The sequence below is a fragment of the Phytohabitans kaempferiae genome (genome assembly GCF_042433955.1).
Lineage (GTDB): Bacteria > Actinomycetota > Actinomycetes > Mycobacteriales > Micromonosporaceae > Phytohabitans > Phytohabitans kaempferiae.
Map to the genome: position 1 here is coordinate 64,365 of NZ_JBHLUH010000073.1, position 23,522 is coordinate 87,886.

Below are 23,522 nucleotides of genomic sequence, written 5' to 3' on the forward strand. Positions count from 1 at the left end.
GTCGGTTCCGGACGGCCAGCGGTCCGGACGGCCACGCGGGCCGCCCGGACCTGGTTGTCACTGGTTCAGCTGTTGAAGCGCAGGTTGGTGTAGCCGCAGTTGGCCTCGAGCGGGTTGTTGAACGTCGCCCGGTAGCCGAAGCCGAACAGTTCCACCACGCGGCGCTGCTGGCCGCCGATCGTCACGGTCTGGCTGCACGCGGCCGAGCCGGTACCCACGAACGTGCTCTGGATCAGCGGGTTGGTCAGGTCTGCCGTGGGCACCACGTTGTACACGTCGCGCCGGAACGGCACCGGGAAGTTGACGTTCAGCACGCCGCTTACGACCGGCTGCGTGGTGGCCTGCTGCGTGGTGCTCATGCCCACGATGTGCGCCGGGCCGCGGCGGTCGACGACCTCCACATTGGGCACGTTGGCCTCGATGACGGCGCTGTTGGTCTGCGCGACGAACTGCCCGATCGAGAACGGGATGACGTGGGTCAGGTTGCCGGTGAGCACCGTACCGTCGTGCTCCTGGATGCGCGGGTGCACCGGTACGGCCGGGGTCGCCGGGTTGTTGTCGTTGTCCACCGCCAGGCAGGGGTAGTCACCGAAGTTGATCTCGTTCTCGGTGATCGCCATGCGCGCCGGCTGGATCCAGAACTCCCAGGTGCCGGAGCCGGTCTGGATCATCCGCGGCACCACCGGGTTGCCCGCGATCCTGGTGTCGAAGCACTTGTAGACCCGCTGGATCTGGGCGAAGGACAGGTTGAACGGCAGGTCGCCGCCCTGGTGCACGGCGAGGGTCACCGCGTCGACACCGGCCGGGATGTACGTGTAGTTGCCGGTGTCCGACGGCGTGCTGCCGCCGCCGTAGCTGGACGACCGGGCGAAGTCGACGCAACCGCTGATGTTCACGCCGTTCCAGAAGCCGGCGCCGCCGTGCGAGCCGCCCAGGTTCTCCCCCTCCGACGCGCGCAGCGCCTGCCGGCCCTGGCCCGAGCCATTGGGACGGACGAACTGGCAACCGTTCGCCTTGGTCTTGACGGTCGTGGTGCCGCCGGCCGGGGGCCGGGCGTCCCACGACGCGATGACGTCGCCGCCACCGACCGTCGCGCCGAGGCCGTTCATGAGATCCTGGGTCGTGTCGGAGCCGGCGCCCGCCAATTGGCGGTAGTCGTTGGCCGGCACGGGGTCGGCGATGGCCGGAGTGGCCGCCACGGCCACGGCGATGACGGCGCTGAAGCTCACCGCCACCGCCCTGCCGATGGTCTTGACCTTCATGTGTGCTCCCTTTCTGCGGGACTCAGAGGTCTGGCTCGCGGGCTGCGCCGATGACCCAGGCCCGCCGGGCAAGACACTCCGGCTCGCCTCCATGCCAGACGAGCCGCAGCCATCGTCGCGTCGGCGCTCTGGCCGCCGAAACCGATGCCAGACAAACGTTTCGCGCGTGTGTCTCTCGCCAACACGTAGGCCGGATGAACGAGAACTGGCGAGTTCTCCTCGCCCCCACCGGACGGTCATTTCCGGCCACCGCGCGCGAGCGCCTGGAGCACCGGTCCGGCCACGCCACCGAGCAGGCCCATGACGAGCGCGGCGATCAGGATGTACCGGATGATCCCCAGTGGACTGCCGATTGTGGACTGTGCGGCCGGTGTGGCGGATGGCTGCGGAGTGGGTGGAGCGGCCGGGCCGGACGCCGAGGGAGTGGCCCCCGGGTCGGGTACACCGGCGGAGGTCGCCGACGGAGCCGGTGTCGTCGGGCCGCCGTTGCCGTTCCCGTTGCCCTCGCTCGGCGTCGGTGTGGTCGGCGTGACCCACCGCTCCAGCCGGTCGGCGGTGTCCAGCGTCCGCTCGCGCATGGCCGCCGGCAGCGGCAGGTATCCGTCGGGCAGTTGGCCGTCCGCCTGCCCCGGTGCCTGGCCGGGACCGGCGGCGTACCGCAGCAGCCGGGCGTAGTCGCGGCGGGCGTCGGCCGGATCGCTGGTGTCGCCGATCGCGTACGTGATGGTGGTCAGCGGGTACGCGCCGGGCGCCGCCCACGCCTTGGCCGGGTCGATCACGTCGACGCCCTCGACCCCGCTCGCCGACGCGGTCGCCAGGGCCGCCGACATCGCCGCCGTGCTCGGACTACGGCAGTCGTCCGGCATCACCAGCGCCCCGCTGGTATCCCGCTTCGGCTTGCAGAGCTGGGCCGCGTAGAGGCCGTACCGGGCGGCCGCCGAGGAGTCCGTCACAGACATGGCGAACCGGGCTCCCGGCGTCTTGCGAGGCAGCTCCAGGTACCGGTACTGCGGGTCGTCAAGCCACGGGGCGACCTCGCCCGGCTGCGGCCGCAGCAGCGTCTCCTTCACCTTCGCGTTGGCCCGCAGGGTCTGCAACGCCGCCTCGGCCATCGTGCCCATGTACGGAAACCGTTCGAGGCCGCAGAGCTGGTACTCGACGCCGTCCCCGCCGAGGTTGGCGACGCAGCGCGGATCCGCCTTCGGGAAGGTCTCCGGTGTGGGCGTGAAGACGCCTCGGTAGTTCTCGTTGACCACCATGCCGTCCTCGTCGGGCGTACCGTCGAGCCACGCCTTGGCCTCGGGGTCGGCGAGGATCCACCGCCAGAGGTCACGCGCGGCGGTCGAGCTGCCGACGGTCACCATCAGGCCGTCCAGCGTCGCGGCCTCCTCGCGCGGCCAGTAGCGGAACTCGGGGTTGAGGGTCAGGAACTCGTTGTCCACGCGGATGCTGGCCGGGTTCGCCCGTCCGGCCTGCCCCACCGGGCCCATCGCGTCCCGGCGGTAGCTCTGGGTCAGCAGCTTGGCCATCAGCCGCGGGGTCAGCTTGAGGCCGCTCACCGCCAGCGCCCGCAGCCGTTCGATCTCCTCCGGGGTCGGTTCGCCGCTGACGTGCTGCGGGTCGATGATGTTGTAGTCGATGTTGAGCGCGACGACCGTGCCGCTGACCGCGACCGGCGCGTGCAGGTACGCCGGCGAGGTGGCGGTGACCGGTTCCGGGCTGTAGACCAGGCCGGGCGCGTTCTCCGCGGGGTTGGTGACCTGAAACGTGGCCTCGAAGTCGCCGATCGCCGAGTAACCGATCACCGGCCCCTCGCCGGAGCAGATGGCCGGCTGCCACGAGGTGATCGCCTCCGCGATGACCTCTGTGCCGGCGGTGCGCCGCTCCGACCGGTCCAGCGGGCAGCTCCCCTCGACCGGGTTGAACTCCAGGGGTACGACGATCCGGTGCTGCCACACCGCGGGCGCGAACGGCGAGCCGTGGATGGCCGAGGTGCCGCTGACGTCCGCGCCGGTGTACGGATGGTGGAAGCCGCGCGGCACGATCACCAGCGAGCACGGCCGGGGGCCGGTACCGGTCGGCGTGGCTACCGCCGCACCGCAGCCCAGGTGGGGCGCGAACTGGTCGTTCTGCACCTCGAAGACCACGCGCCCGGTGCCGTCGCCGCCGGTCAGCGCGTACGGGTACTCGTTGGTGGTCTCCTTGGCGGCGTACCGGCCCATGACGTCGACGTCGGTCTCCTCGCGGCTGGTGCCGCCAGAGAGTTCGATCCGGCCGTACGGCTGGGCCGGGCTGCCGTCCTTGGACCGCTCCCCGGTCACCGACAGGAAGGGCACCATCCGCGCGCCCTCGAGCGGCTCCTGGGGGTCGGGCACCGGGTAGTCCGGATCGGGCGGTGTCGTGATCAGCGCCCGGCGGCCGGAGTTCACCGCGTCGACGGAGACCGCGCCGCCGGGCAGGAACGGCCGGTCCAGGTCCATGCCGAACTGGCAGGTCTCCCGGAAGTTCGCCGCCGCCGGGTCGCCCCAGCACTGCATGAGTTGCAGGTAGTCGACGCCGAGCATCCGGCGGGGCGTGGGACGGGCACCGGTCCAGGAGACGACGATCGCCTCGTTGGAGAGGTCCCGGGTCTTGGAGACGGTGACGGCGAGGCCGGTGAAGTCCTCGAAGCCCTGCTTGGTGCCGTGCGTAGTGACGGACGAGGAGCCGGTGCCGCCGCCCTCGGGGGCGCCGGCCGCCGGGCCGGCGGCCGGCTCGACGGCGAAGAGCAGGCTCGCCGCGATCAGGGCGACCAGGGCGCCGGCGATCTGCCGCCGGTTCACGCCCGGCCCCCAGGCTCGCGGCGCCCGCGCAGCGCGGTGGCCAGCAGCGGCGGTCCGAGGATCAGTCCGATGAGGAGTACCGCGACGAGCGCCATGACGGTGTGCCGCAGCCGCCAGCCGCCCTCGCCCTCCAGCGACACCGGCTCGGCCGCCACCTGCCCGCCGTCGCCAGCGCCGGTGCCGTCGGAGCCCACGGGCAGGCCGGTGTCCGGGTCGATCGGGCCGGTGGTGGCGCCGCCCGGTCCGGCCGAGCCGGTCGGGCTCGGCCCGGCGGTGTTGTTGCCGCCCCCGTTGATGTTGTCGCCGCCGCCGTTGTTGTTGTTTCCGCCGCTGTTGTTGTTGCCGCCACCGCCGCTGCACTGGGCGGCCGCCAGCACCGGGGTCTGCTCGCGCGCCCCGCCGGTGCCGGCGGTGTTCTGCCGCGTCCCCTGCCGGTCGCACTGCGAGGGCTGCGGCGCGTTGGCGAGCAGCGTGTTGCGGCCGTTGCGGTCGAACGTGGGGTTGTTGCAGCCGGCCACGTCGATGTTCCGCTTCTCCGCGCCCGGCACGCGGTGGATCTGCTGTATGCCCGCCTCCACGAGGTTTCTCGGCAGTGGCGAGTAGCCGAGCACGTCGGCCTGCTGTTGGCCCTCACAGAGGAAGTAGTAGGCGAACAGGCCGAGCGTGTACCCCTTGTCCTCGGACATGGACTGCACGTCGATCCGGTCGACCGGGATGATCATGTACGAGTACGACGACAGCGGATACGTCCGCGGGTCGTTGAACCGGTACACGTCGTCGAGGATCTGGGTCAGAAACTGCCGGCTGTCGCGGTCCTCGTTGATGCGCGCCCTCGTCAGTGCGACGGCCACATTGGACGCGGTCGGCTCGGTGTAGTACCCGGCGCGGTTGAGCACCTTGACCACGGGGAAGCGGGCGTTGATGGCGTACGAGTACTCGACGTAGGTGATGGCGCCCTCGGCGTTGCCCTGCGAGACGTACCCGGCCACGCCGGTCGAGCCGCTCTGCCCGATGAAGCCCTCGTTCGCCCGGTACGGGTACTGCGAGGTGAGCCCGCACGGGGACGGCTTGTCGAACTTGGCGCAGTACGCGTTCCAGATCGCGGGGTACTCCTTGCTCATCCAGAGCGTGAACTGCGCGCTGGTGCCCGAGCCGTCCTGCCGTACCACCGGCACGATCGAGCGGGCCGGCAGGTTGAGCCCGGGGTTGTCGGCCCGGATCGCCGGGTCGTTCCACCGCTTGATCACGCCGGTGAAGATCTTCGCGATCACCTCGCCGGAGAGGCGCAGGTTGGTGACCCGGCGCCCGCCGATCCGCAGGTTGTACATGAACGAGGTGCCGCCGGCGACGATCGGCATGTACGCGTACGTGCGCGACGGGGCCGGGTCGGTGCCGGCGAAGCGGTCGCTCATCTCGTACGGGATCTCCGAGACGCCGAAGTCGACGGTCCCCTGGCGGTAGCGGTTGCGCCCGTCGGTCGAGCCGGAGGAGGCGTAGCTGACGACGACGCCGCGCTGCTGGATGTTGCGCCGCCAGTTGTCGATGGCGTTGGCGCTCCACGTCGAGCCGGCACCGTTGATCGGTACGCGTCGCGGCGCCGCCGAGGCCGCCTCGGGCGGGGCGATGGAGACCACCAGCAGCACCGCGAGCATGGCGGTGGCGGCACGGGCCAGGCGGCGGGTCACGCTGGTCCACTCTCTGGTCATGTGCTCAGTTCCCCTGCTGTCGGTTGATCCCCGGCTGTCGGTTGGTCGGCGGCTGTCGGTTGGTCGGCGTACGCGCGGCGGGCCCGGTCGCGGTCGGCGAACCGCCGCGCGTCCCGGCGGGAGGCGCGCGTGCGGCGGCGGCGCTGGCCCCGGCTGAGCTGCCCGGGCACGCGACCGCCGATCAGCCGGGCCAGGACGAACAGCAGCAGGACCAGGATCATCAGCACCGCGGCGGCGCCGAAGCCGCGGGCGATCATGTTCGCGTCCGGCCGGCGGACCAGGTCGAACGTGGCGAGCGGAAGGGACACCTGGGGGTTGACCCGCGGGTCGACGTTGGTGATCGCGGTGAAGCCGGCGGTCAGCAGCACCGGGGACGTCTCGCCGATGCCCCGCGCGGTGCCCAGGATGATCGCGGTGGTGATGCCCGACCGGGCGGTGGGGAGCACGACGTGCCAGATCGTCCGCCACTGCGAGGCGCCGAGCGCCAGCGACGCCTCCCGCAGCGAGCCGGGCACCAGCCGGATCACCACGTCCGCGGCGCGGATGATGATCGGCAGCATCATCACGCTGATCGCCAGCGCCGCCGCGAACCCGGAGAGCGGTACGCCGAGCGTGAGGATGACCGTGCCATACACGAACAGCCCCGCCACGATCGACGGCAGCGCGGTCATCGCCTCGACGATCGTGCGTACGAAGCGGCTGAACGCCCCGGGCAGCTCGCTGAGGAAGACGGCGGCGATGATGCCGAGTGGCACGGTGATGGCGAGCGCGATGCCGATCTGTTCCAGCGTGCCGATCATCGCGTGCCGGATGCCGCCGATGTCGAGTGGCTGGAGCGGTCCGGCCAGGCTCATGTCCTCGTAGTAGAAGTTGCCGTGGGAGAGCGCCTCCCGGCCGCGCCAGAACGTGAAGGCGACCACCACCACGAGCGCCACCAGCATCAGGAACGCGAGGCTGTGCACCACCACGCCGGCCAGCCGATCGCGTACGGCCGGGCCGGACTCGTCCAGCGAGACCAGCAGCGCGTAGATGCCGAGGAAGGCCACATAGGACACGACAACGAAGCCGAGCGCGCCGTCGAAGGGGGCGAGCTGCGTGAAGACCACCGCGGCGAGGCTCACCGCGGAGAAGGCCGCCCCCAGGAGGGCGAGGAAGTCGGTGCGCCGCGCGGTGGTGGTGGCCCGCCGCACCTCGGGCGTCACGGGCTCGGCCGGCGTACGGGGAAGCGTGGTGGTCATTTTCCTACACCTCGCTCGCCGCGCCCGACCGGCTGCGACTGATGATGATTCCGGCGCCGAAGTTGACGACGAGCGTCACCGCGAAGAGCACGAGCCCGGCCGCCATCAGCGCGGCGAAGCCCACGCCGATGTCCTCCGCGTACCGGAGCGCGATCAGTGCCGAGATCGAGCCGCCGCCGTTCTGGAGGATGTGCGGCTGGATCACGAAGACCATCGAGATGACCAGGAAGACGCCGATCGTCTCGCCGAGCGCCCGGCCGAGACCGAGCATGGTGCCGCCGATCATGCCGCCGCGCCCGAACGGAAGCACCACCGCGCGGATCATCCCCCACTTGGTGGCGCCCAGCGCGTACGCGCCCTCCCGCTCGCCGAGGGGCGCCTGCGAGAAGACCTCCCGCATGATCGAGGCGATGATGGGAGCGACCATCATGGACACCACGAGCCCGGCGACGAACGTGGAAGCGGTCAGCGACGTCGGGCTCGCCAGCGGGTCGCGCGGGTCGTAATCGTCCACTTGGAACAGTGGGATCCAGCCGAAGTACGTGGTGAGCCAGCGCGGCAGCCCTTCACCCCGCTCGCCCACCACCAGAAGCTGCGGCTGCAACAGGAACAGGCCCCAGATGCCGTACACCACGCTCGGCACCGCGGCCATGAGGTCGACCAGGTTGACGAGCAGCGGCTTGAGCCGGGCCGGCGCGTACTCCGAGATGTAGAGCGCCGAGCCGACCGCGAGCGGCACCGCGACGCAGATCGCCACCGTGCCGATGAGCAGCGTGCCGACCAGCACGCCGGCCACACCGAAGTTGCCGCCCTGCGGGTCCCACGCCTGAGTGGTGAGAAAGCCGAAGCCCGCCGCCCGCCAGGCCGGCAGCGCGTCGCGGGTCAGGAAGATGCCGACCAGCAGCATGATGGCGAGCACCACCGTGCCACCGGTCCGCGCGATGCCCCGGAAGAGCCGGTCGCTCGGGGGCCGCCGCAGGCGGATCCGGCGCGGCGCGTCCGCAGGACCGTCCGGAGTGGACGGTACGGTCGTCGCGGGCGGATCTGTTGCCGTGACCGTCATCAGCCCGCGTTCCGCAGCTCTCGGCTCGACCGGGACGGGCTTTCCGCCACACTCGCGTGGCGGCGGCCGCGGCGTACGCTCCGCGTGCCGGCGACCACCTCGGCCTTCGGCACCGCCTCCAGGAAGCGTTCCAGGTTGTACGAGCACTCCCGGGCCCGGAGGTAGGAGCGGCTCGACACGGCGACGGGCTCGCCGTCGAGATCTATCCGCCAGGTCCACTGTCCGGTGAGCTCGACCGTGGATTCGACGGGCTTGACGCGGTCGCAGTTGGCTTGGAGGTCAAGGACCGACTGGCGACAGGAGCTGTATGTCTCGTGGTACGTGGTGCCGCGTCCAAGTGGACGGTTGTTGGGCGAGACCAGCATCCAGAGGATGCCGTCGGCCCCGTCCCAGTCCTTCGACTCGGGCATCGGCGCGGCAAGAAACACGAATCGTGAGTGCTGCACCTTGGTCCCTTCCGACCTGCGCATCGCGATGCGCACATCCGACCGCGCACCCCAACTCGCCCGGTCGGTGGGATCAGCCTCGGTAGGGACGATGTCCGCGTGCGCGCCCGAAGACTCACGCCGGACATGCAAGAGGTGAACAGAGGGTAAGGGCGTATCCACCGTTCGGATAGAGCGAGCGGACGAATGCATGGCCGGGAACTGCTTCGTCATGGTTTCGACGGTTTCTTTCATCGACAACCAAGATTCTGTCGATCGGCTACGGCCGGGCCACTGTCGATGGCCCTCGGCCGGACCGGATCCGTCAGCGCGGGCGGCGCCGGGTCAGCAACGCGATCGCGCCGACGATCCCCACCACGATGACCACGCCACCGACCCACAGCACGCTCACCAGCGGCGAGGCGGCGCCGGATCGGTCGTTTCCGGCAAGCCGCGGATCGGCCGGCGAGGGTCCGGCTGTCGTGGGAGCCGCCGGCGCGCCACTGGTCGCGGGCGCGCCCGTCGCCGTCGGACCGGTGGTCGGCACGATGGCCCGCGGCGGCGGTGGCGATTCGAGCGAGGCGCCGCCGGCCGGCTGGCCCACCTTCCAGTCCCGGCCGGTCACGGTGAGCGGGGTGACGAACCGCTCCGGATGCTGCCCCTGCGTCAGGCTGAAACACTCCACCACGACCCACCATTCGCCGCTGGCCGGCGCACCACCGAGCGCGGCGGCGAACGAGCGGTTGGGCTTGGCCAAGACCGCCTTCGCGTCGTACCCGCCGTCGGTCAGCGGCCGGGCGACGTTGGCGTACGGCCCACCGGGCGGCCCGACCCGCACCAGCGCGTCGCTGCCGTACCCGCTGGGGCACGGCCGGGACGCCGAGGCCGTACCGAAGATCGGTGTCTGATCGACCGTCCCCTCGCTCTGCGAGAGCTGTACGGTGCCGAGCGGCGCCGCCGAGGCCGGCACCGGAAAGGCGACCACGGCGAGGGCGGTGAGCGCGGCGGCGGACAGGGCGGCGAGGCTGGTGCGGACTCGGATCACACGCAGGGTCTATTCAGCCCGCGCGACAGCCGTGTCAATGCCAGCCGCGCGCCGGACACACAGCAGGTGAACTCGGTCAGCGGGCCCGACGATCCATTCACCGTGAATTCACCGGCCGTCAACTGTCGGCGCCTCCCGCCGCGCCCACCATCGGCCCGGCCGGTTCACCTCGGTGGTGCTGCTGACGGACGGCGGACGGACGGTCGGGCGCACGCTCCCCGCGTTCCGTACGTACCACGGCGAGCTGCCCGGGAAAATCAAGGCGATCCCGGTCTTCACCCTCCTCTTCGGAGAGAGCACCGTGGAGGAGATGACCGCGGTGGCCACGCCCACCGGAGGCGCTCCTTCGACACCCGCGGCGGCTCGCTCGCCGGCGTGTTCAAGGAGATTCGCGGATACCAGTGACCGGTCGGCGCCCGGCGGGCGTTCCCGCGCTCTCCGTGGAGAATTCACGTGGCGTTTCGGCGGTTGTCGCACCTCCGCGCCCGGCGGCCGTTTGCATCGGCTCGTGATGACCTCATCGAAACGCGCCTGTGCCGCCGCGATGGCGGCGGTCGCGATCCTCCCGGCGCTCCCGGCGTCGACCGCCTCGGCCGGCCCGCCGGCGCAGAGGGGCGCGGCCTGCACACCGGACGCGTCGCTGCTCGGCTTCTCCGACGCCCTCGACAAGACCACCTTCGCCGGCACGGCCGTGTCCGGCCTCTCCGCCCTCGCGCTGACCCGCTCCTCCCGGGGTCTGGCACTGGTCGACAACATCGGCACCACGCCGGCCCGGGTCTACGACGTCGACCTGGACGCCGACCGGCGCGGCGTCTCCGCCAAGGTGCGCGGGATGACCGTGCTCACCAGGCCGGACGGCACGCCGTACAACGGTGGCGACTTCGACGGCGAGGGCCTTGTCGCCGAGCACGGCGGGCGCACGGTGCTGGCCAGCTCCGAGTCGGAGCCGTCGATCCGGCGCTTCCGCCTCTCCGACGGCCGCGAGATCGCCAGCCTCCCGGTGCCCGCGCGCTTCCAGGTCGCCCCGGCCGGAGAGGCCGCGGTCAACCAGACCTTCGAGTCGCTCACCGCCACCCCGGACCACCGCACGCTCTACGCCGGCATGGAGGGGCCGCTCTCCACGGACGGCCGCGACGCCGCGGGCCGTGGCCTCCAGCGCATCATCCGGTACGCGGGCCGCGAGGGCGCCGCCTACACACCGACCGCCCAGTTGGCGTACCGGACCGACCCCAACCTCGGCCTGGTCGAGCTCGTGGCGCTCGGCGGCGACCAACTGCTGGCCCTGGAGCGCGGCTACACCTCGGGCGTCGGCAACACCGTGCGCGTGTACCGCGTCTCCGCCACCGGCGCGCCCGACGTCACCGGCGTCGCGTCGCTCGCCACGCTCACCGACCCGCGCGCGTGGCTGGGCAAGGAGCTGCTGGTCGACATCGCCGACTGCCCGCCCTCCGGCGCTACCGCCAAGCAGCCGCAGCCCAACCCGCTGCTGGACAACATCGAGGCGATGGCGCTCGGCGAGGCGCTGCCCGGCGGGCGCCGGCTGCTGTGGCTGCTCTCCGACGACAACGCCGGCGCCACGCAGATCACCCGCGTGTACGCGCTGTCGGTGAAGCTCCGCCCCGAGCCCGAGCTGAAGTCGCGCGCGCTGCTCTCCGCGACCGCGTACCAGCCGGGCCCGGTCTCCGGCACGCAGCTCGCGCCGGACACCGTCAACGGGGTCACACCGCCCTTCCCCGGCCAGCCGATCCCCGGCTTCTCGGCGGTCATCTCGGCGAACCCGGGCGACACCTCGGGACGGCGCCTGCTCGCCATGCCGGACAACGGTTTCGGCGCGAAGAACAACTCCGCCGACTTCCTGCTCCGGGCGTACTATGTGGAGCCTCGCTACGACCGCAACCGGGTCGACGTCAAGGGTTTCATCAGCTTCCGCGACCCGGCGCGCAAGGTGCCGTTTCCGATCGTCAACGAGAACACGCGCGAGCGGCTGCTGACCGGTGCCGACTTCGACATCGAGTCGCTGGCCCGCGACTACCGCGGCGACCTGTGGATCGGTGAGGAGTTCGGCCCGTACCTGATCCGCACCGACCGCACCGGCAAGGTGCTCCAGGCGCCGATCCCCCTGCCCGACGGGGCCAAGTCGCCCCAGTCGCCCGACCTGGCGCCGGGCGAGACGCCGACCGTACCCTCCAGCCGCGGCTTCGAGGCGATGGCGGTGAGCCGCGACGGGCGGTGGCTGTACCCGATCCTGGAGGGCGCCAAGACCGACGACGCCGACCAGCGCCGCCGCATCGTGTACGAGTTCGACGTGCGCGCCAACCGCTACACCGACCGCACGTGGTCGTTCCGGGTCGCCGATCCGTCTCTTGTGGTCGGTGACGCGGCCGTACTCGACGGCCGGCGGATGGTGCTGATCGAGCGGGACAACGCGATGGGCCCGCAGTCGGTGGTCAAGCGCTTGGTGGTCACCGACCTGGACGAGGTGGGCGCCGACGGCTACCTGCGCCGGCACACCGCGGTCGACCTGATGCGCGTGGCCGACCCACGCGGCGTCTCCACTCCGGCCCGCCCCGGCGAGTACGGCGTGGGCAAGCTCTTCTCCTTCCCACTCCAGTCCGTCGAGTCGGTGCTGCCGCTGGCCGGCGACCGCGTGCTGGTGGCCAACGACAACAACTTCCCCGGCAACGACGGGCGCATCCCCGGCCGCGCCGATGACACCGAGCTGATCGTCATCGACGTACCCGGATTGCGCTGACCCTTCTCCTCCGGGGCGGATCCGCGTGGTCCGCCCCGGACCGGTCAAGCCTCTTCGGCCACGCTCTGGAGGGTCGCGGCCAGGGCCGGGAGGACGCCGGCCGCCGTACCCCGAAGGTTGACGTCGCAGACCCCGTCGAGCGGTGTGGGCTCCGGATTGACCTGGATGACGACGGCGCCGGCACGCGCCGCGACGCGCGGGATCTCGGCCGCCGGATACACCACGCCCGACGTACCGACGGTCAACAGCACATCGCAGGCGGTGGCGGCTTCGACCGCCGCGGCCAGGGCCGCTTCCGGCAGCGCCTCACCAAACCAGACCACGCCGGGACGCACGAGCGCACCACACCGCGTGCAGCATGGCGGCGCGATCCGGCGCCCCTCGTCTGGCTCGGCGCTCTTGTCCGTCGCCTTCTCTGGCTCGGCGCTTTGGTCCTGCCACTCGCCTGACTCGGCGCTTTGGCTCGTCGCCACGTCTGGGAAGGCAGCGGGGTGAGCCGCGTCGCCCACGCAGCGCGGCGCGAAGAGGCTGCCGTGCAGGTGGATCGGAGCCCGGGATCCGGCCCGCTCGTGCAGGTCATCGACATTTTGCGTGACGACGACGGTCTCCGGGACCAACTCCTCGATGGCGGCGACGGCCAGGTGACCGGGATTGGGCTGGGCCTGGCGGACTCGGGCGCGCCGCCACTCGTACCAGCCCCAGACCAGATCCGGGTCGGCCGCGAATGCCTCCGGGGTCGCGAGCCGCTCGGCGTCGAACTGTGCCCAGAGGCCGGTCAGATCGTCACGGAATGTCGGCACACCACTCTCGGCCGACATCCCGGCGCCGGTGAAGACGACGATCCGGCGCGCCTGGCCGAGAAGCTCCGCGGCACCGGCGGGCAGCACACTCTCCATCCGCCAGATCCTGCCACGGGCTACTTCTCGGGGGCGGCGAGCACTGTAACGGCGCGGAACGAGTAGCCGTCCTGCCAGCCACGCTCCCAGGTGAACCGGACCCGGTCGCCCTCGGACAGCGACCTGTAGCCGGGCATCTGGATGTGGCTGAAGTGGGCCCAGCAGCCGCCCGGCGTCTCCGGCGAGTCGATGATCCCCCAGCCCTCATCGGGGCGCCACTCACGGACCACACCATCGACCACGCGGCAAGTTTCGCAGATGCTCGCACCGGCGGCCCGGTTGTCGGCGCGGCGCAGGTCGGCGCAGGTCGCGGCTAGGTTTCATGGGGGTCGGTCGAGCCGAGGTGGCGCCCGGTGCCGCAGCCGGCTGTGCCCTTGTGAAACCAGGCCCTAACATCGAGGCCGGTCGTCACGGCAGGTCCACCACGTGAGGATGCGATGCGCAAACGTCCGGCCTCGTTCGAGAGGGAAGCCTCGCAGCGCTTCCAGTTCCTTGTCGACCAGCACGGCTTTGCCGGGCCCGGATACAGCGACCGGCTCCTGCCCCTCGTCACCTACCACCGTCGGGATCTGCGGATCTCGATCCATCTCCAGTCCGACCCGCATGACGGGGCCGGCAAACGGATCTCGGTATCGATCTCGCTCACCGGCGCCGGCGGCTGGCTCAAGGCAGACCTCGACGCCCTGGTCGAGGCGGCGCTCTACGCGCCCCGCCACCGGGTCGCCTGGAAGGCGCACACCGCCGACGCCATGCGCGGCACACTCGACGACAACGCCACCTGGATCCGCCGGCTCATGCCGCTCCTCCAGGGACCCGACGCTCTCGACACCGTCCGGCGCGCCAACCGGCACGAGACCGACAAAACCGGAAATCCGAAGCGCCGACCGCCCGGCATCGAATGGAAGTACGAACCCTGATCGGGAAAGCGGGCCGGGGCGATAAGCATGACCCAGATGTGCCTCGGTGCCGCAGGCTCGGAAGAGCAGGGATGCCCGCCTTCGCCGGGTCACATCGGGACGTCATGGCGAGCGTGCGCGACCGGCACGGCGCCGTCCGTGGCGGCTAATTGACCCTGGAGGGTGAATTGGTCGCCACGCTCAGAGAGCTTTCGGCGTCGAGGTCTGAGTGGCTACCGGGTGCTCGAAGGTCGGCGCCCGGCTTGGCCGGAAGATGCATTGTGGACGGACGCGTCAGTGGGAGCGCGGTGGTCAGCCGACCACGCGGAGGCGCTGGAGCCCCAGGTCGAGGACGTCGCCGGGGCGCAGCGGCGTCTGCACCTGGAGGCGCCAGCCGTTGATCCGCGTGCCGTTGGTGGAGCCGAGGTCGACCACCATCCACTGCCCGTCGACCGAGGTCAGCATGGCGTGCCGGCGCGACACCGAGTCGTCGGTCAGCCGCAGGTCACAGCCGTAGTCGCGGCCGATCACGTAGCGCCCCGGCGCGGGCGGGAGCCGCAGGTCGAGCGGGATGCCGCCGGGGCGCGCGAACGTGCGCTCCCACCAGGCTTGGAACGCCGCCTCGGCGCGCGCCCAGAGGCCCGCGGGCGGCAGGTCACTGACGGCGGACTGGAGGTCACGGCGGCGGCGGGCGTCGACCACCACGCGCAGCCGGCTCATGAACGTGAGGTCGGAGAGCCGCCCCTCGCGGGCGCTCTCACGCAGCGCCTTGACCGCCCGCAGCCGGTCGCGGTGGGACACGCGCGCCTGCTCCGGGTCGGCCGTCATCGCCCCATTATCGACGATGCCCACTCCCCCGCCCAGCCCCGAATTCGCCCATGCGAGAGCGCACACGCGGAGGCGCACGCGAGAGCGCACACGCGGAGGCGCACGCGAGAGCGCACACGCGGAGGCGCACGTGAGAGCACGCACACGCAAGCGCCCGCCCGACGAAGCCCGGCCCGCGGTCAGCCCGCCACCGCCGAACCCACCGCCCGCCACAAAGCAGCCCAGCCCGGCGCAGATCAGGCCAACCCAGCACAGGCCAGCCCGGCACAGAGCTGCACAGGCCACCTCAACGCAGAGCAGGCCAGCCCAGCCCGGCGCAGAAAAGGCCAGCACAGAGCAGGCCAGCTCAATGCAGAGCAGGCCAGCGCGGAGCGAGCCAGCCCGGCGCAGAGCGAGCCGCCGGCGCGGCAGGGACCGCCCGGCCCCGGGCCACGAGCGGCAAGGCCGCCGCCCGGGCGGGCGATCAGGCGGCGAGCACCGAGACGGCCGCCACCAGGTAGAGGGCGCCGCCCGCGCAGACGCCCGCGCCGGCCAGGGCCGGTACCCAGGAGGTGGACCACCTGCGGGTACGGCCGGAGAGCAGGGCCCACCCCCGCAGGCTGATCACGCCGACCGCGGTGAGTGTGACGGCCATGCCCACGCCGAACGCGATGACCAGCACGACCGCGCCCAGCGCCCGGCCCGTGAGCAGCCCGCTCACCAGCACGACGAACGCCGAGGGCGAGGGGAGCAGCCCGCCGGAGAGGCCCAGCGCCACCAGCCCGCGCCGCGACCACGGATCCTCGGGCACCTCGTGATGATGGTGGTGGCCTCCCCCACCGTGGCTGTCGCCCTCACCGTGCTGGTGACCGTCACCGTGCTGGTGACCCTCGCCGTGGTGATGGCCTCCATCGTGGTGATGGTCCCCACCTTGGTGATGGTGGTGGTGCCCCCGCCGGCGTACGTGCCGCCACAGCAGGTGCGCGCCGACCGCGATCACGACCAGGCCGGCGGCCACCTGCATCCAGGCGGTGAGCGTCTCGGTGCCGAGGCTGGCCACGCCGGAGAGTCCGACCCACAGGAGCGCGAGCACCAGCACCGAGAACGTGTGCATCAGCGCCACGATCAGGCCGAGCCGCAGCGCGTCCCGGTAGCGGCCACGCGTACCCACCAGGTAGGCGGCGGTCACGCTCTTGCCGTGCCCCGGCGCGACCGCGTGGGCGGCGCCGACCGCGAGCGCGGTGAGCAGCGCGAGCCAGAAGACGGCCTGCCCGTCGAAGAGCGTGACGAGCCGGTTTTCGAAGCCGGTCATGACCGCGCTCCAGCCCGTCGCCGGCGGGCGACCCAAAGACCCAGACCCACCAGGAGTACCGCCACCGTCCCGCCCGCGACAGCCTGCACGCTCTGCCGCACGCCGCCACCGGACCCGGTGAACGTGAGGTGCTGCGTGGGCGCGGTGGCGGTGAGCAGCGCCTGGTCCGGCGTGGCGGGCGTCTCCGCGCGCACGACGGTGCGGTACGCCTCGTTCATGTCGGTCAGCGCGGTCACCGTGATGTCGACCTCCACAACCCGGCCGGGGCAGTCGAAGGTGAGCCGGGCACCCTCGGTGACAACGTTCTCCAGCTCGGCCAGGTCGCCGGCGCACGGGCGCCCGCCCTGGCTGACCACGATCCGGCCGAGCAGGTAGTCGCGTACGCCGGTCGAGCGCCGCAGCAACTCCTCGCCGGTCACGTCCGGGCTCGCGCCGTCGAACGCGCCGACGTGCCGGCCGAGCGCGACCCAGTCGTCTTCGGCGGCGAGCCACGAGACCGCGACCCGCGAGCCGTCGGCGCTCACCCGCGCGGTCGAGGGCGGGCCGAAGGGGTGCGCCTCCGCGGGGGTACCCGGGAATAGGACCGCCACCGCGATCGCGGCGGCGGGAAAGGCGAAGCGGTGGCGCCTCACCGTACCTCCGTCCAAGATGGACACGGTGGGCCCGCCGCGGTGTGCGGCGGGCCCACTGCGCGTCACTTCGTCACGGTGATGACCGGGCTCGTGATCTTCTGGTTTGGACTGTCCAGGTAGACCACGTGCGTGCTGCCCTTCTTCGCGCTCGGGGGCAGCTCGAAGTTGTAGGTCAGCCGGCCCAGCTCGTCCGCCGTCTTGTAGCCGACGAACACGCCGTTCTTGCCTTCCTCCGCCTTCGTGTTGCGCAGGTAGACGGTCACCTTCTCGCCCGGGTCGTACCCGTACGCGGAGACCTTCAGCTTGCCCTTCATCTCCACGGCCGTGCGGTTGACGATCGCCTGCTCGCCGACGGTGTTCTCCGGCGTGCGGATCTCGTTGACCGTGCGCTCACCCGCGTCGTTCTTGCGGATGACCACGCCGTCGTGGTGCTGGCCGTTGGCGTAGCGGGCCTCGTACCGGATCGAGTCCTCGCTGACGTCGATGAGCTGGTAGAGCTGAGTGTCCTCGCTCGAGCTCATGATGTCGGCACCGTTGCTGGTCCAGTTGGTGCCGCTGACGTCGTACATCTTGCCGCCGGAGACGGAGACCGCGTACACGGTGCTGTCGTGCACGGTCGCCGACTTGCGGGAGGCCGTCGTGCTGCCCCGGCCGTACGTGTGGTCGTGCCCCTGGAGCACCAGGTCCACGCCGTGCTCCTCGAAGAGCGGACCCCACTGCGCCCGGACGATCGGGTTGTTGCGCCCCGAGGCAGTCGAGTACACCGGGTGGTGGAACGTGACGACCGTCCACTTGTGGGGGTTGGTCTCGAGCACGTTCTTCAGCCACGCGGTCTGCGCGTTCATCAGGTCCGTGCTGCCCTGCACGTTGGTGTTCAGACCGATGAAGCGCACGCCCTGGTAGTCGATGTAGTAGGCGGTGCGGTCGAGCGCCGGGCTGTCACCCCACGCCGGTCCGTTCCGGGGGTACGGGAACTGCGGCGACCAGAAGGACGAGACCGCGCCCCCGCTCCACTCGTGGTTGCCCGGGACCGAGATGTTGTTGATCTGGCCGTCGATGAAGCTGCCGGCCTTGAACCACTGACCCCACTGCTCTTCGCTGTTGGCGGTGTCGATGAGGTCACCGGCGTTGACGATCGCCTTGGCCTTCGGCCGGTCGGCGAACGCCTGGCGGAAGACGCGCGGCACCGCGGAGTCGATGTAGTTCTGCGCGTCGCCGTAGTAGATGAACGAGAACGGCTCGAAGTTGCTGGCCGCCGTGGTGAAGTCGATCCACTCGCTCCAGTTGGTACCGTCACCGACCCGGTACGAGTAGCGCGTGTTCGGCTTCAGGTTGGTGAACTCGGCGGTGTGGTACGTCGAGGCGTACCCGAGCGAGGTGTTGACCGGCGTCGTGGCGATCGCCTTGACGTTGGTCAGCGCCCCGGTCGGAGGTGCCACCTGGCCGAGCGCCTTGGGCGCCTCGAGGATCTCCGCCTGGGCCCACTCGGCGGTCGCCTCGGCACGCCAGGTGACCCGCTGGGAGGTCGCCGGCGTATCGGTCGGCGTGAGGATGATGCGGTCGGGCATCGGCGACGGCTTGTGGATCTCCGCGGCCGGATGCTTGCCCGGCGCGGCCTCACCGAACGCCGACGGGCCGATCGCGAAGCCGCCCGCGAGCAGGGCGGCGGCGCCGATACCCGCGATCAGTGCGCGGCGCGGCCCGGTCGACCACGGTCTTCTCTGGTCAGACAATGCTGATTCACCCCTCGGGGTTGAGGACGCAGCCACCGCCGGCAAGCGGTGGCCCGACGGGCATTCAGCCAGCGGTAGCCAACGTGCTCGCGACAGATGGCTGTCCTGGGGGTGAACTCATGATCAACTGGGGTCCGGCTTTTGTCCTGCTTAGTCCAGTTCTTGGCTACAGTTCATCCGGCGGCGATCAGTACGCCGCCGAGCGGTGGCGCCGAGTTCGAAAATCGATTTCTAAGATGCCGTTCGCGATGATCAATTCACTGGACGCCCGGCTGGTCGGCCGGGTCGCGGGCACGCTGCTCGCCGCGGCCCTGCTCGGCGGGCTGGTCACTGGCGCGTCCCGCCCCAGCCTCGTGCTCAAGGACGACCGGTTCATCGACGCCGAGACGCCCGGCGTCCTCACGATCGAGGCCGGCGAGTGCTTCGACGATCCGGCGTACGACGTCGCCTACGCCGATGTCGTCGTCTTCTACCGCCCGTGCGTGGAGGGCGCCGACAACCAGTCGTACGGGTTCCTCCAGGTGCCCGAGGGCGACTGGGACGAGGCGCGGGTACGCGAGTACGCGTGGGACGGCTGCCGTGGCGCGCAGGACCGCCGCTGGCCCAACGGCGACCCCGGCGTCGCCCTGTACCCGGTGCTCCCGACCGCGCAGACCTGGGCGGACGGCGACCGCACGGTGATGTGCGTCCGGTACCGCCCGACCGGCAAACTCTCCGCCACCGACACGCGCTGAGCGGGGACGCGCCCCCGGTGGTGCGCCCCCGCTCGGTCCCCCAGCTCAGGCTCTGGTCAGGACCGGCTTCTCGGTCGTGACCGGTTCCCGGACCGGGCGGCCGGGCCACCAGATCCTCCTGCCGGCGTCCACCGCGAACGCCGGGATCAGCAGGCTCCGCACCACGAACGTGTCCAGCAGCACGCCCGCCGCCACGATCACGCCGACCTGCACCGAGGGCACGAGCGGCAGGATGCCCAGCGCCGAGAACGTGGCCGCGAGCACCAGCCCGGCACTCGTGATCACGCCGCCGGTGACGGTCAGCGCGTGCAGTACGCCCCGCTTGTGGCCGAGCTGCCCGACCTCCTCGCGGGCCCGGGTCATCAGGAAGATCGTGTAGTCGACGCCGAGCGCGATCAGGAAGAGGAACGTCTGGAGCGGCGTGCCGAAGTAGAGCTTGGTGTACCCCATCGCGCCGAGCACGAAGCCGGCGGCGCCCATCGCGGCCGCGTACGACAGCAGCACACTGCCGATCAGCAGCAGCGGGGCCACCAGCGCCCGCAGCAGCACCACCAGGATCAGGAACACCACCGCGAGGATCAGCGGGATCACCACGCGCTCGTCGCGGGCGGCGGCGTGGTCCGTGTCGAGCTGGATGGCCGTCTCGCCGCCGACCAGCGCCTCCGCACCGGGTACGGCGTGCGCCGCGTCCCGCATGCGCTCCACCGTGTCCTTGGCCGCCGCACTGTCCGGCTCCGCGGCCAGCACCGCCCGCACCATGACCCACTGCCCGTCGGGCGAGCGCTGCGGCTCGGGTACCGACGCCACGCCCTCGACGCCCCGCAGCACCGCGACCACCTCGTCCGCGGCGCCGGCCCGCGCGGTGACCTCAACCGGCGCGGCTGATCCCTCCGCGAAGTGCTCCGCGATGAGCCGCTGTCCGGTGACCGAGCCGACCTCCTTGGTGAACGTCTCGGCGGCCGGCAGCCCCATGCTCAGGTTGCCGATGCCGAGGCTGAGCACGCCCAGCGCGGCCGCCGTACCGATCCAGACGCCCCTCGGCCGCCGCCCCACGAACCCCGCGACCCGGGCCCACAGGCCGCGGTCCTCGGCCACGTCGTGCCCGACCGCGGCCGGCGTGTAGCGGGGCACGAACGGCCAGAACAGCCACCGTCCACAGAGGACGAGGATGGCCGGCAGCAGGAGCGTCATCACCAGGAACGCGGCCGCGATGCCGATCGCGCCCACCGGCCCCAGGCTGCGCGTGGAGTTGAGTTCGGCGGCGAGCAGGCAGAGCAGGCTGATCGCCACCGTGGCCGCCGAGGCCAGGATCGCCGGGAACGAGCGGCGCAGCGCCACCCCCATCGCCTCGTGCCGGTCGCGGTGCCGGCGCAACTCCTCGCGGTACCGGGCGATCAGCAGCAGCGCGTAGTCCACGCCGACGCCGAAGACGAGTACCGTCAGCACGCTCTGCCCCTGGAAGTCGACGGTCAGCCCGCCGTGCTTGGCCAGCAGGTACACCGCCGCACTCGCCACCTGGCTGGCGATGCCGACGCAGATGAGCGGCACCAGCCACAGCACCGGGCTGCGGTACGTGAGGAGCAGCAGCAGCGAGACCACGCCGGCGGTGACCAGCACGAGCGTGATGTCCATCCCGCTGAACGCGTCGAAGGCGTCGTCCGTGGCGCCCGCCGACCCGGTCAGGCCGGTGCGCAGCCCGGCCGGGGGCGCGTTCGCCAACTGGTCCCGGACCGCCCCGGTCGACTCGGTCTGGCGATCCTCGTCCCCGGCGAGCGGGAAGGAGATCAGCAGCGCCTTGCCGTCCTCGCTCACGATCGCCGGCGGCACCGCGCCGCCCTCGGCGTACCGCGTGAACGCCGCCCGGTCCACCTCCGCTTTGGACCGGTCGGCGTCCGTGAGCCCGGTGTCCCGCGCGTAGACGGCGACCGCCACGAGCCGGTCTGAGCCGGGGAAGGCCGCCTCGGCCCGCTCGAACGCCTGGGTCGCCTCCGCCGTACGCGGCAGCCACGTCACCGCGTCGTCGCTGACCACGTCGGCGAGCTTGATGGCGACCGGCCCCACCGCGGACGCGACGACGAGCCAGAGCGCGAGCGCCAGAAACTTGGTACGCCTGCCGGACGGCAGTCTGGTGATCCAGTGCCACGACATCTCGGGTTTCCTCTCTCGGAGTGCGATACCTCGATCCTTCGACCGGCGCCGCCTCTGGACACTGGTCACAGCACCCCGAGGCCGGTGGGGCTAGCCCTACCGGCAATCGCCGGCGGGTCAGGCCAAGATGGGATACGTGAACGAGGAGCTGACCGCCGTCATCCGCCGGGGCCTGGCCGCGAGCGGCCGGAGCTTCGTGCTCGGCGCGCTCTTCTTCACCACCGGCGTGGCGCTGCTGGTCATCTCGATCATCTCGATCTCGTTCCTGGCCCTCTTCGGCGTCGGCATCCTCCTCGTGCCGCCGGTCACCGTCGCGGTCCGCGGCCTCGCCAACGAGCGGCGCCGCCTCGCCGCCCGGTGGTCGGGCGTGGAGATCCCGTCGCCGTACCGGCCACGCCCGCCGATGGAGCCGTTCGGGGTGATCGGCGCGTGGCAGCGGCTGCGGTGGATCCTCGGCGACCCGGCCACCTGGCGCGACCTGCTGTGGCTGCTCACCGCGCCGATCACGCTCGCGCTCGGCATCCTGCCGCTGTCCCTGGTCGTGCACGGCGTCGAGGGCATCCTGCTGATGCCGACCGTGCTCCAGTTCGTCGACGGCTACCACTACGGCCCCGGCTGGCTGATCGACATCCCGTTCGAGGGCATCGTGGCGATCCCGCAGGGCGTGCTGATCCTCGCGCTCGGGCTGGCCACCGCGCCGGCGATCCTGCGGCTGCACGACCGCTTCGCCAAGCTGCTGCTCGGGCCGACCCGACAGGCACTGCTCGACCAGCGCGTGCGCGTACTCACCCGGACCCGCGCGGAGACCGTCGACGCCCAGGCCGCCGAGCTGCGCCGGATCGAGCGCGACCTGCACGACGGCGCGCAGGCCCGGCTGGTGTCGCTGGGCATGAGCCTGGGGCTGGCCGAAGACCTGGTGACCCGCGACCCGGCCGCCGCCCAGAAGCTGCTCGCCGAGGCCCGCGACGCCAGCGACCAGGCCCTCTCCGAGCTGCGCGACCTGGTCCGCGGCATCCATCCGCCGGTGCTCGCCGAACGCGGGCTCGACGGGGCGGTGCGCGCGCTCGCCCTCACCCTGCCGATCCCGGTCGAGGTCGACATCGAGCTTGCCGGGCGCCCCCAGGCACCGGTCGAGTCGGCGGGCTACTTCGCCATCGCCGAGGCGCTCGCCAACGTGGTCAAACACAGCCGTGCTACCCACGCCTGGGTCCTCGTCCGCCACGACGGCGGCAGCCTGGGCATGACGGTCAGCGACGACGGGATCGGCGGTGCCGACCCCGCGCGAGGCACCGGCCTGCGCGGGATCGAGCGGCGCCTGGCAGCATTCGATGGAACGGTCGCCATGAGCAGCCCGCCCGGCGGCCCGACCGTCGTGACCATGGAGCTGCCGTGCGCGTTGTCATCGCGGAAGACCTCGCCCTCCTCCGGGACGGGCTGATCCGGCTGCTCAACGCCTACGACTTCGAGGTCGTCGAGGCGGTCGACAACGGCCCCTCACTGCTGCCCGCCCTGCTCAAGCACCGCCCGGACGTGGCCGTGGTCGACGTACGCCTGCCGCCCACCTTCACCGACGAAGGTCTCCAGGCCGCCATCGCCGCCCGCGCACAGGTGCCCGGCCTGCCGGTGCTGGTCCTCTCCCAGCACGTCGAGCAGCTGTACGCCCGCGAGCTGCTCTCCGACCGCACCGGTGGCGTCGGCTACCTGCTGAAGGACCGCGTCTCGCACGTGAGCCAGTTTGTCGACGCCGTGCGCCGCGTCGCCGAGGGCGGCACCGCCCTCGACCCCGACGTGGTCGGCCAGCTCCTCGCCCGCCGCTCGGCCGACGAGCCCCTGAAGGCCCTCACCCCCCGCGAACGAGAGGTGCTCGGCCTGATGGCCGAGGGCCGCTCCAACAACGCGATCGCCAGCCGCCTCTTCGTCACCGACAAAGCCGTGGGCAAGCACATCAACAACATCTTCACCAAGCTCGGCCTCCCCCCGTCCGACGACGACAACCGCCGTGTGCTGGCCGTGCTCGCCTACTTGAACGGCTGACCCGGACGCGTGCAGGG

Annotated in this window: 19 protein-coding genes; 5 read left to right on the top strand and 14 right to left on the bottom strand. The window is 71.6% G+C overall.

Features of this window, described 5'->3' with window-relative positions:
* Positions 1 to 65: 65 nt before the first annotated feature.
* From ACFFIA_RS33455 to ACFFIA_RS33485, 7 genes are all read right to left on the bottom strand, one after another.
* A complete protein-coding gene (locus tag ACFFIA_RS33455) occupies positions 66 to 1,262 on the bottom strand; it encodes a hypothetical protein (protein ID WP_377258803.1) in 1,197 nt (398 codons plus the stop codon).
* Positions 1,263 to 1,498: 236 nt separating this feature from the next.
* Positions 1,499 to 4,084 (bottom strand): hypothetical protein, encoded by a 2,586-nt coding sequence (locus tag ACFFIA_RS33460; protein ID WP_377258806.1) that lies wholly within the window; start codon positions 4,082 to 4,084, stop codon positions 1,499 to 1,501.
* Positions 4,081 to 5,790 (bottom strand): phosphate ABC transporter substrate-binding protein PstS, encoded by a 1,710-nt coding sequence (locus ACFFIA_RS33465; protein ID WP_377258809.1) that lies wholly within the window; start codon positions 5,788 to 5,790, stop codon positions 4,081 to 4,083. The genes ACFFIA_RS33460 and ACFFIA_RS33465 overlap by 4 nt, the downstream gene beginning before the upstream one ends.
* The gene (pstA, locus tag ACFFIA_RS33470) at positions 5,787 to 7,028 is read right to left on the bottom strand and encodes a phosphate ABC transporter permease PstA (protein ID WP_377258812.1); all 1,242 of its coding nucleotides are present in this window, start codon (positions 7,026 to 7,028) and stop codon (positions 5,787 to 5,789) included. The genes ACFFIA_RS33465 and pstA overlap by 4 nt, the downstream gene beginning before the upstream one ends.
* 4 nt (positions 7,029 to 7,032) lie before the next feature.
* Positions 7,033 to 8,091: a phosphate ABC transporter permease subunit PstC gene (gene pstC / locus ACFFIA_RS33475; RefSeq protein WP_377258815.1), complete on the bottom strand. Its 1,059-nt coding sequence runs from the start codon at positions 8,089 to 8,091 to the stop codon at positions 7,033 to 7,035.
* Entirely contained in the window at positions 8,091 to 8,537 is a 447-nt protein-coding gene (locus tag ACFFIA_RS33480) for a hypothetical protein (RefSeq protein ID WP_377258818.1), read from the bottom strand. Before ACFFIA_RS33480 ends, pstC begins: the two co-directional genes overlap by 1 nt.
* A gap of 304 nt (positions 8,538 to 8,841) precedes the next feature.
* On the bottom strand, positions 8,842 to 9,561 hold the full coding sequence (locus ACFFIA_RS33485; protein WP_377258821.1) for a hypothetical protein: 720 nt from the start codon (positions 9,559 to 9,561) through the stop codon (positions 8,842 to 8,844).
* Positions 9,562 to 10,072: 511 nt separating this feature from the next.
* Between ACFFIA_RS33485 and ACFFIA_RS33490 the strand changes: the two genes are divergently transcribed.
* The gene (locus tag ACFFIA_RS33490) at positions 10,073 to 12,313 is read left to right on the top strand and encodes an esterase-like activity of phytase family protein (RefSeq protein ID WP_377258824.1); all 2,241 of its coding nucleotides are present in this window, start codon (positions 10,073 to 10,075) and stop codon (positions 12,311 to 12,313) included.
* Between the two features lie 44 nt (positions 12,314 to 12,357).
* Here the strand turns inward: ACFFIA_RS33490 and ACFFIA_RS33495 are convergent, their stop codons facing one another.
* Together ACFFIA_RS33495 and ACFFIA_RS33500 are read right to left on the bottom strand one after the other, a co-directional pair.
* Complete coding sequence (locus ACFFIA_RS33495) at positions 12,358 to 13,209, bottom strand: SIR2 family NAD-dependent protein deacylase (RefSeq protein ID WP_377258827.1); 852 nt, start codon at positions 13,207 to 13,209, stop codon at positions 12,358 to 12,360.
* 20 nt (positions 13,210 to 13,229) lie between these two features.
* Positions 13,230 to 13,451 (bottom strand): cold-shock protein, encoded by a 222-nt coding sequence (locus ACFFIA_RS33500; protein ID WP_377258830.1) that lies wholly within the window; start codon positions 13,449 to 13,451, stop codon positions 13,230 to 13,232.
* A 195-nt stretch (positions 13,452 to 13,646) separates the two neighbouring features.
* Between ACFFIA_RS33500 and ACFFIA_RS33505 the strand changes: the two genes are divergently transcribed.
* Positions 13,647 to 14,126 (top strand): hypothetical protein, encoded by a 480-nt coding sequence (locus ACFFIA_RS33505; protein ID WP_377258833.1) that lies wholly within the window; start codon positions 13,647 to 13,649, stop codon positions 14,124 to 14,126.
* Positions 14,127 to 14,417: 291 nt separating this feature from the next.
* Here the strand turns inward: ACFFIA_RS33505 and ACFFIA_RS33510 are convergent, their stop codons facing one another.
* The 4 genes from ACFFIA_RS33510 to ACFFIA_RS33525 form a co-directional block, all read right to left on the bottom strand.
* Entirely contained in the window at positions 14,418 to 14,933 is a 516-nt protein-coding gene (locus ACFFIA_RS33510; RefSeq protein ID WP_377258836.1) for an FHA domain-containing protein, read from the bottom strand.
* A 463-nt stretch (positions 14,934 to 15,396) separates the two neighbouring features.
* Positions 15,397 to 16,224: a nickel/cobalt transporter gene (locus ACFFIA_RS33515; protein WP_377258839.1), complete on the bottom strand. Its 828-nt coding sequence runs from the start codon at positions 16,222 to 16,224 to the stop codon at positions 15,397 to 15,399.
* Positions 16,221 to 16,856: a hypothetical protein gene (locus ACFFIA_RS33520; protein WP_377258842.1), complete on the bottom strand. Its 636-nt coding sequence runs from the start codon at positions 16,854 to 16,856 to the stop codon at positions 16,221 to 16,223. The genes ACFFIA_RS33515 and ACFFIA_RS33520 overlap by 4 nt, the downstream gene beginning before the upstream one ends.
* 62 nt (positions 16,857 to 16,918) lie before the next feature.
* Complete coding sequence (locus tag ACFFIA_RS33525; protein WP_377258844.1) at positions 16,919 to 18,589, bottom strand: purple acid phosphatase family protein; 1,671 nt, start codon at positions 18,587 to 18,589, stop codon at positions 16,919 to 16,921.
* Between the two features lie 248 nt (positions 18,590 to 18,837).
* Between ACFFIA_RS33525 and ACFFIA_RS33530 the strand changes: the two genes are divergently transcribed.
* Positions 18,838 to 19,323: a hypothetical protein gene (locus ACFFIA_RS33530; RefSeq protein WP_377258846.1), complete on the top strand. Its 486-nt coding sequence runs from the start codon at positions 18,838 to 18,840 to the stop codon at positions 19,321 to 19,323.
* Positions 19,324 to 19,368: 45 nt separating this feature from the next.
* On the opposite strand, the gene ACFFIA_RS33535 is transcribed toward ACFFIA_RS33530, so the two are convergent.
* On the bottom strand, positions 19,369 to 21,471 hold the full coding sequence (locus ACFFIA_RS33535) for an MMPL family transporter (RefSeq protein WP_377258849.1): 2,103 nt from the start codon (positions 21,469 to 21,471) through the stop codon (positions 19,369 to 19,371).
* A 136-nt stretch (positions 21,472 to 21,607) separates the two neighbouring features.
* Between ACFFIA_RS33535 and ACFFIA_RS33540 the strand changes: the two genes are divergently transcribed.
* Positions 21,608 to 22,909 (top strand): sensor histidine kinase, encoded by a 1,302-nt coding sequence (locus ACFFIA_RS33540; protein WP_377258852.1) that lies wholly within the window; start codon positions 21,608 to 21,610, stop codon positions 22,907 to 22,909.
* Entirely contained in the window at positions 22,861 to 23,505 is a 645-nt protein-coding gene (locus tag ACFFIA_RS33545; RefSeq protein WP_377258854.1) for a LuxR C-terminal-related transcriptional regulator, read from the top strand. The genes ACFFIA_RS33540 and ACFFIA_RS33545 overlap by 49 nt, the downstream gene beginning before the upstream one ends.
* Positions 23,506 to 23,522: the final 17 nt, after the last annotated feature.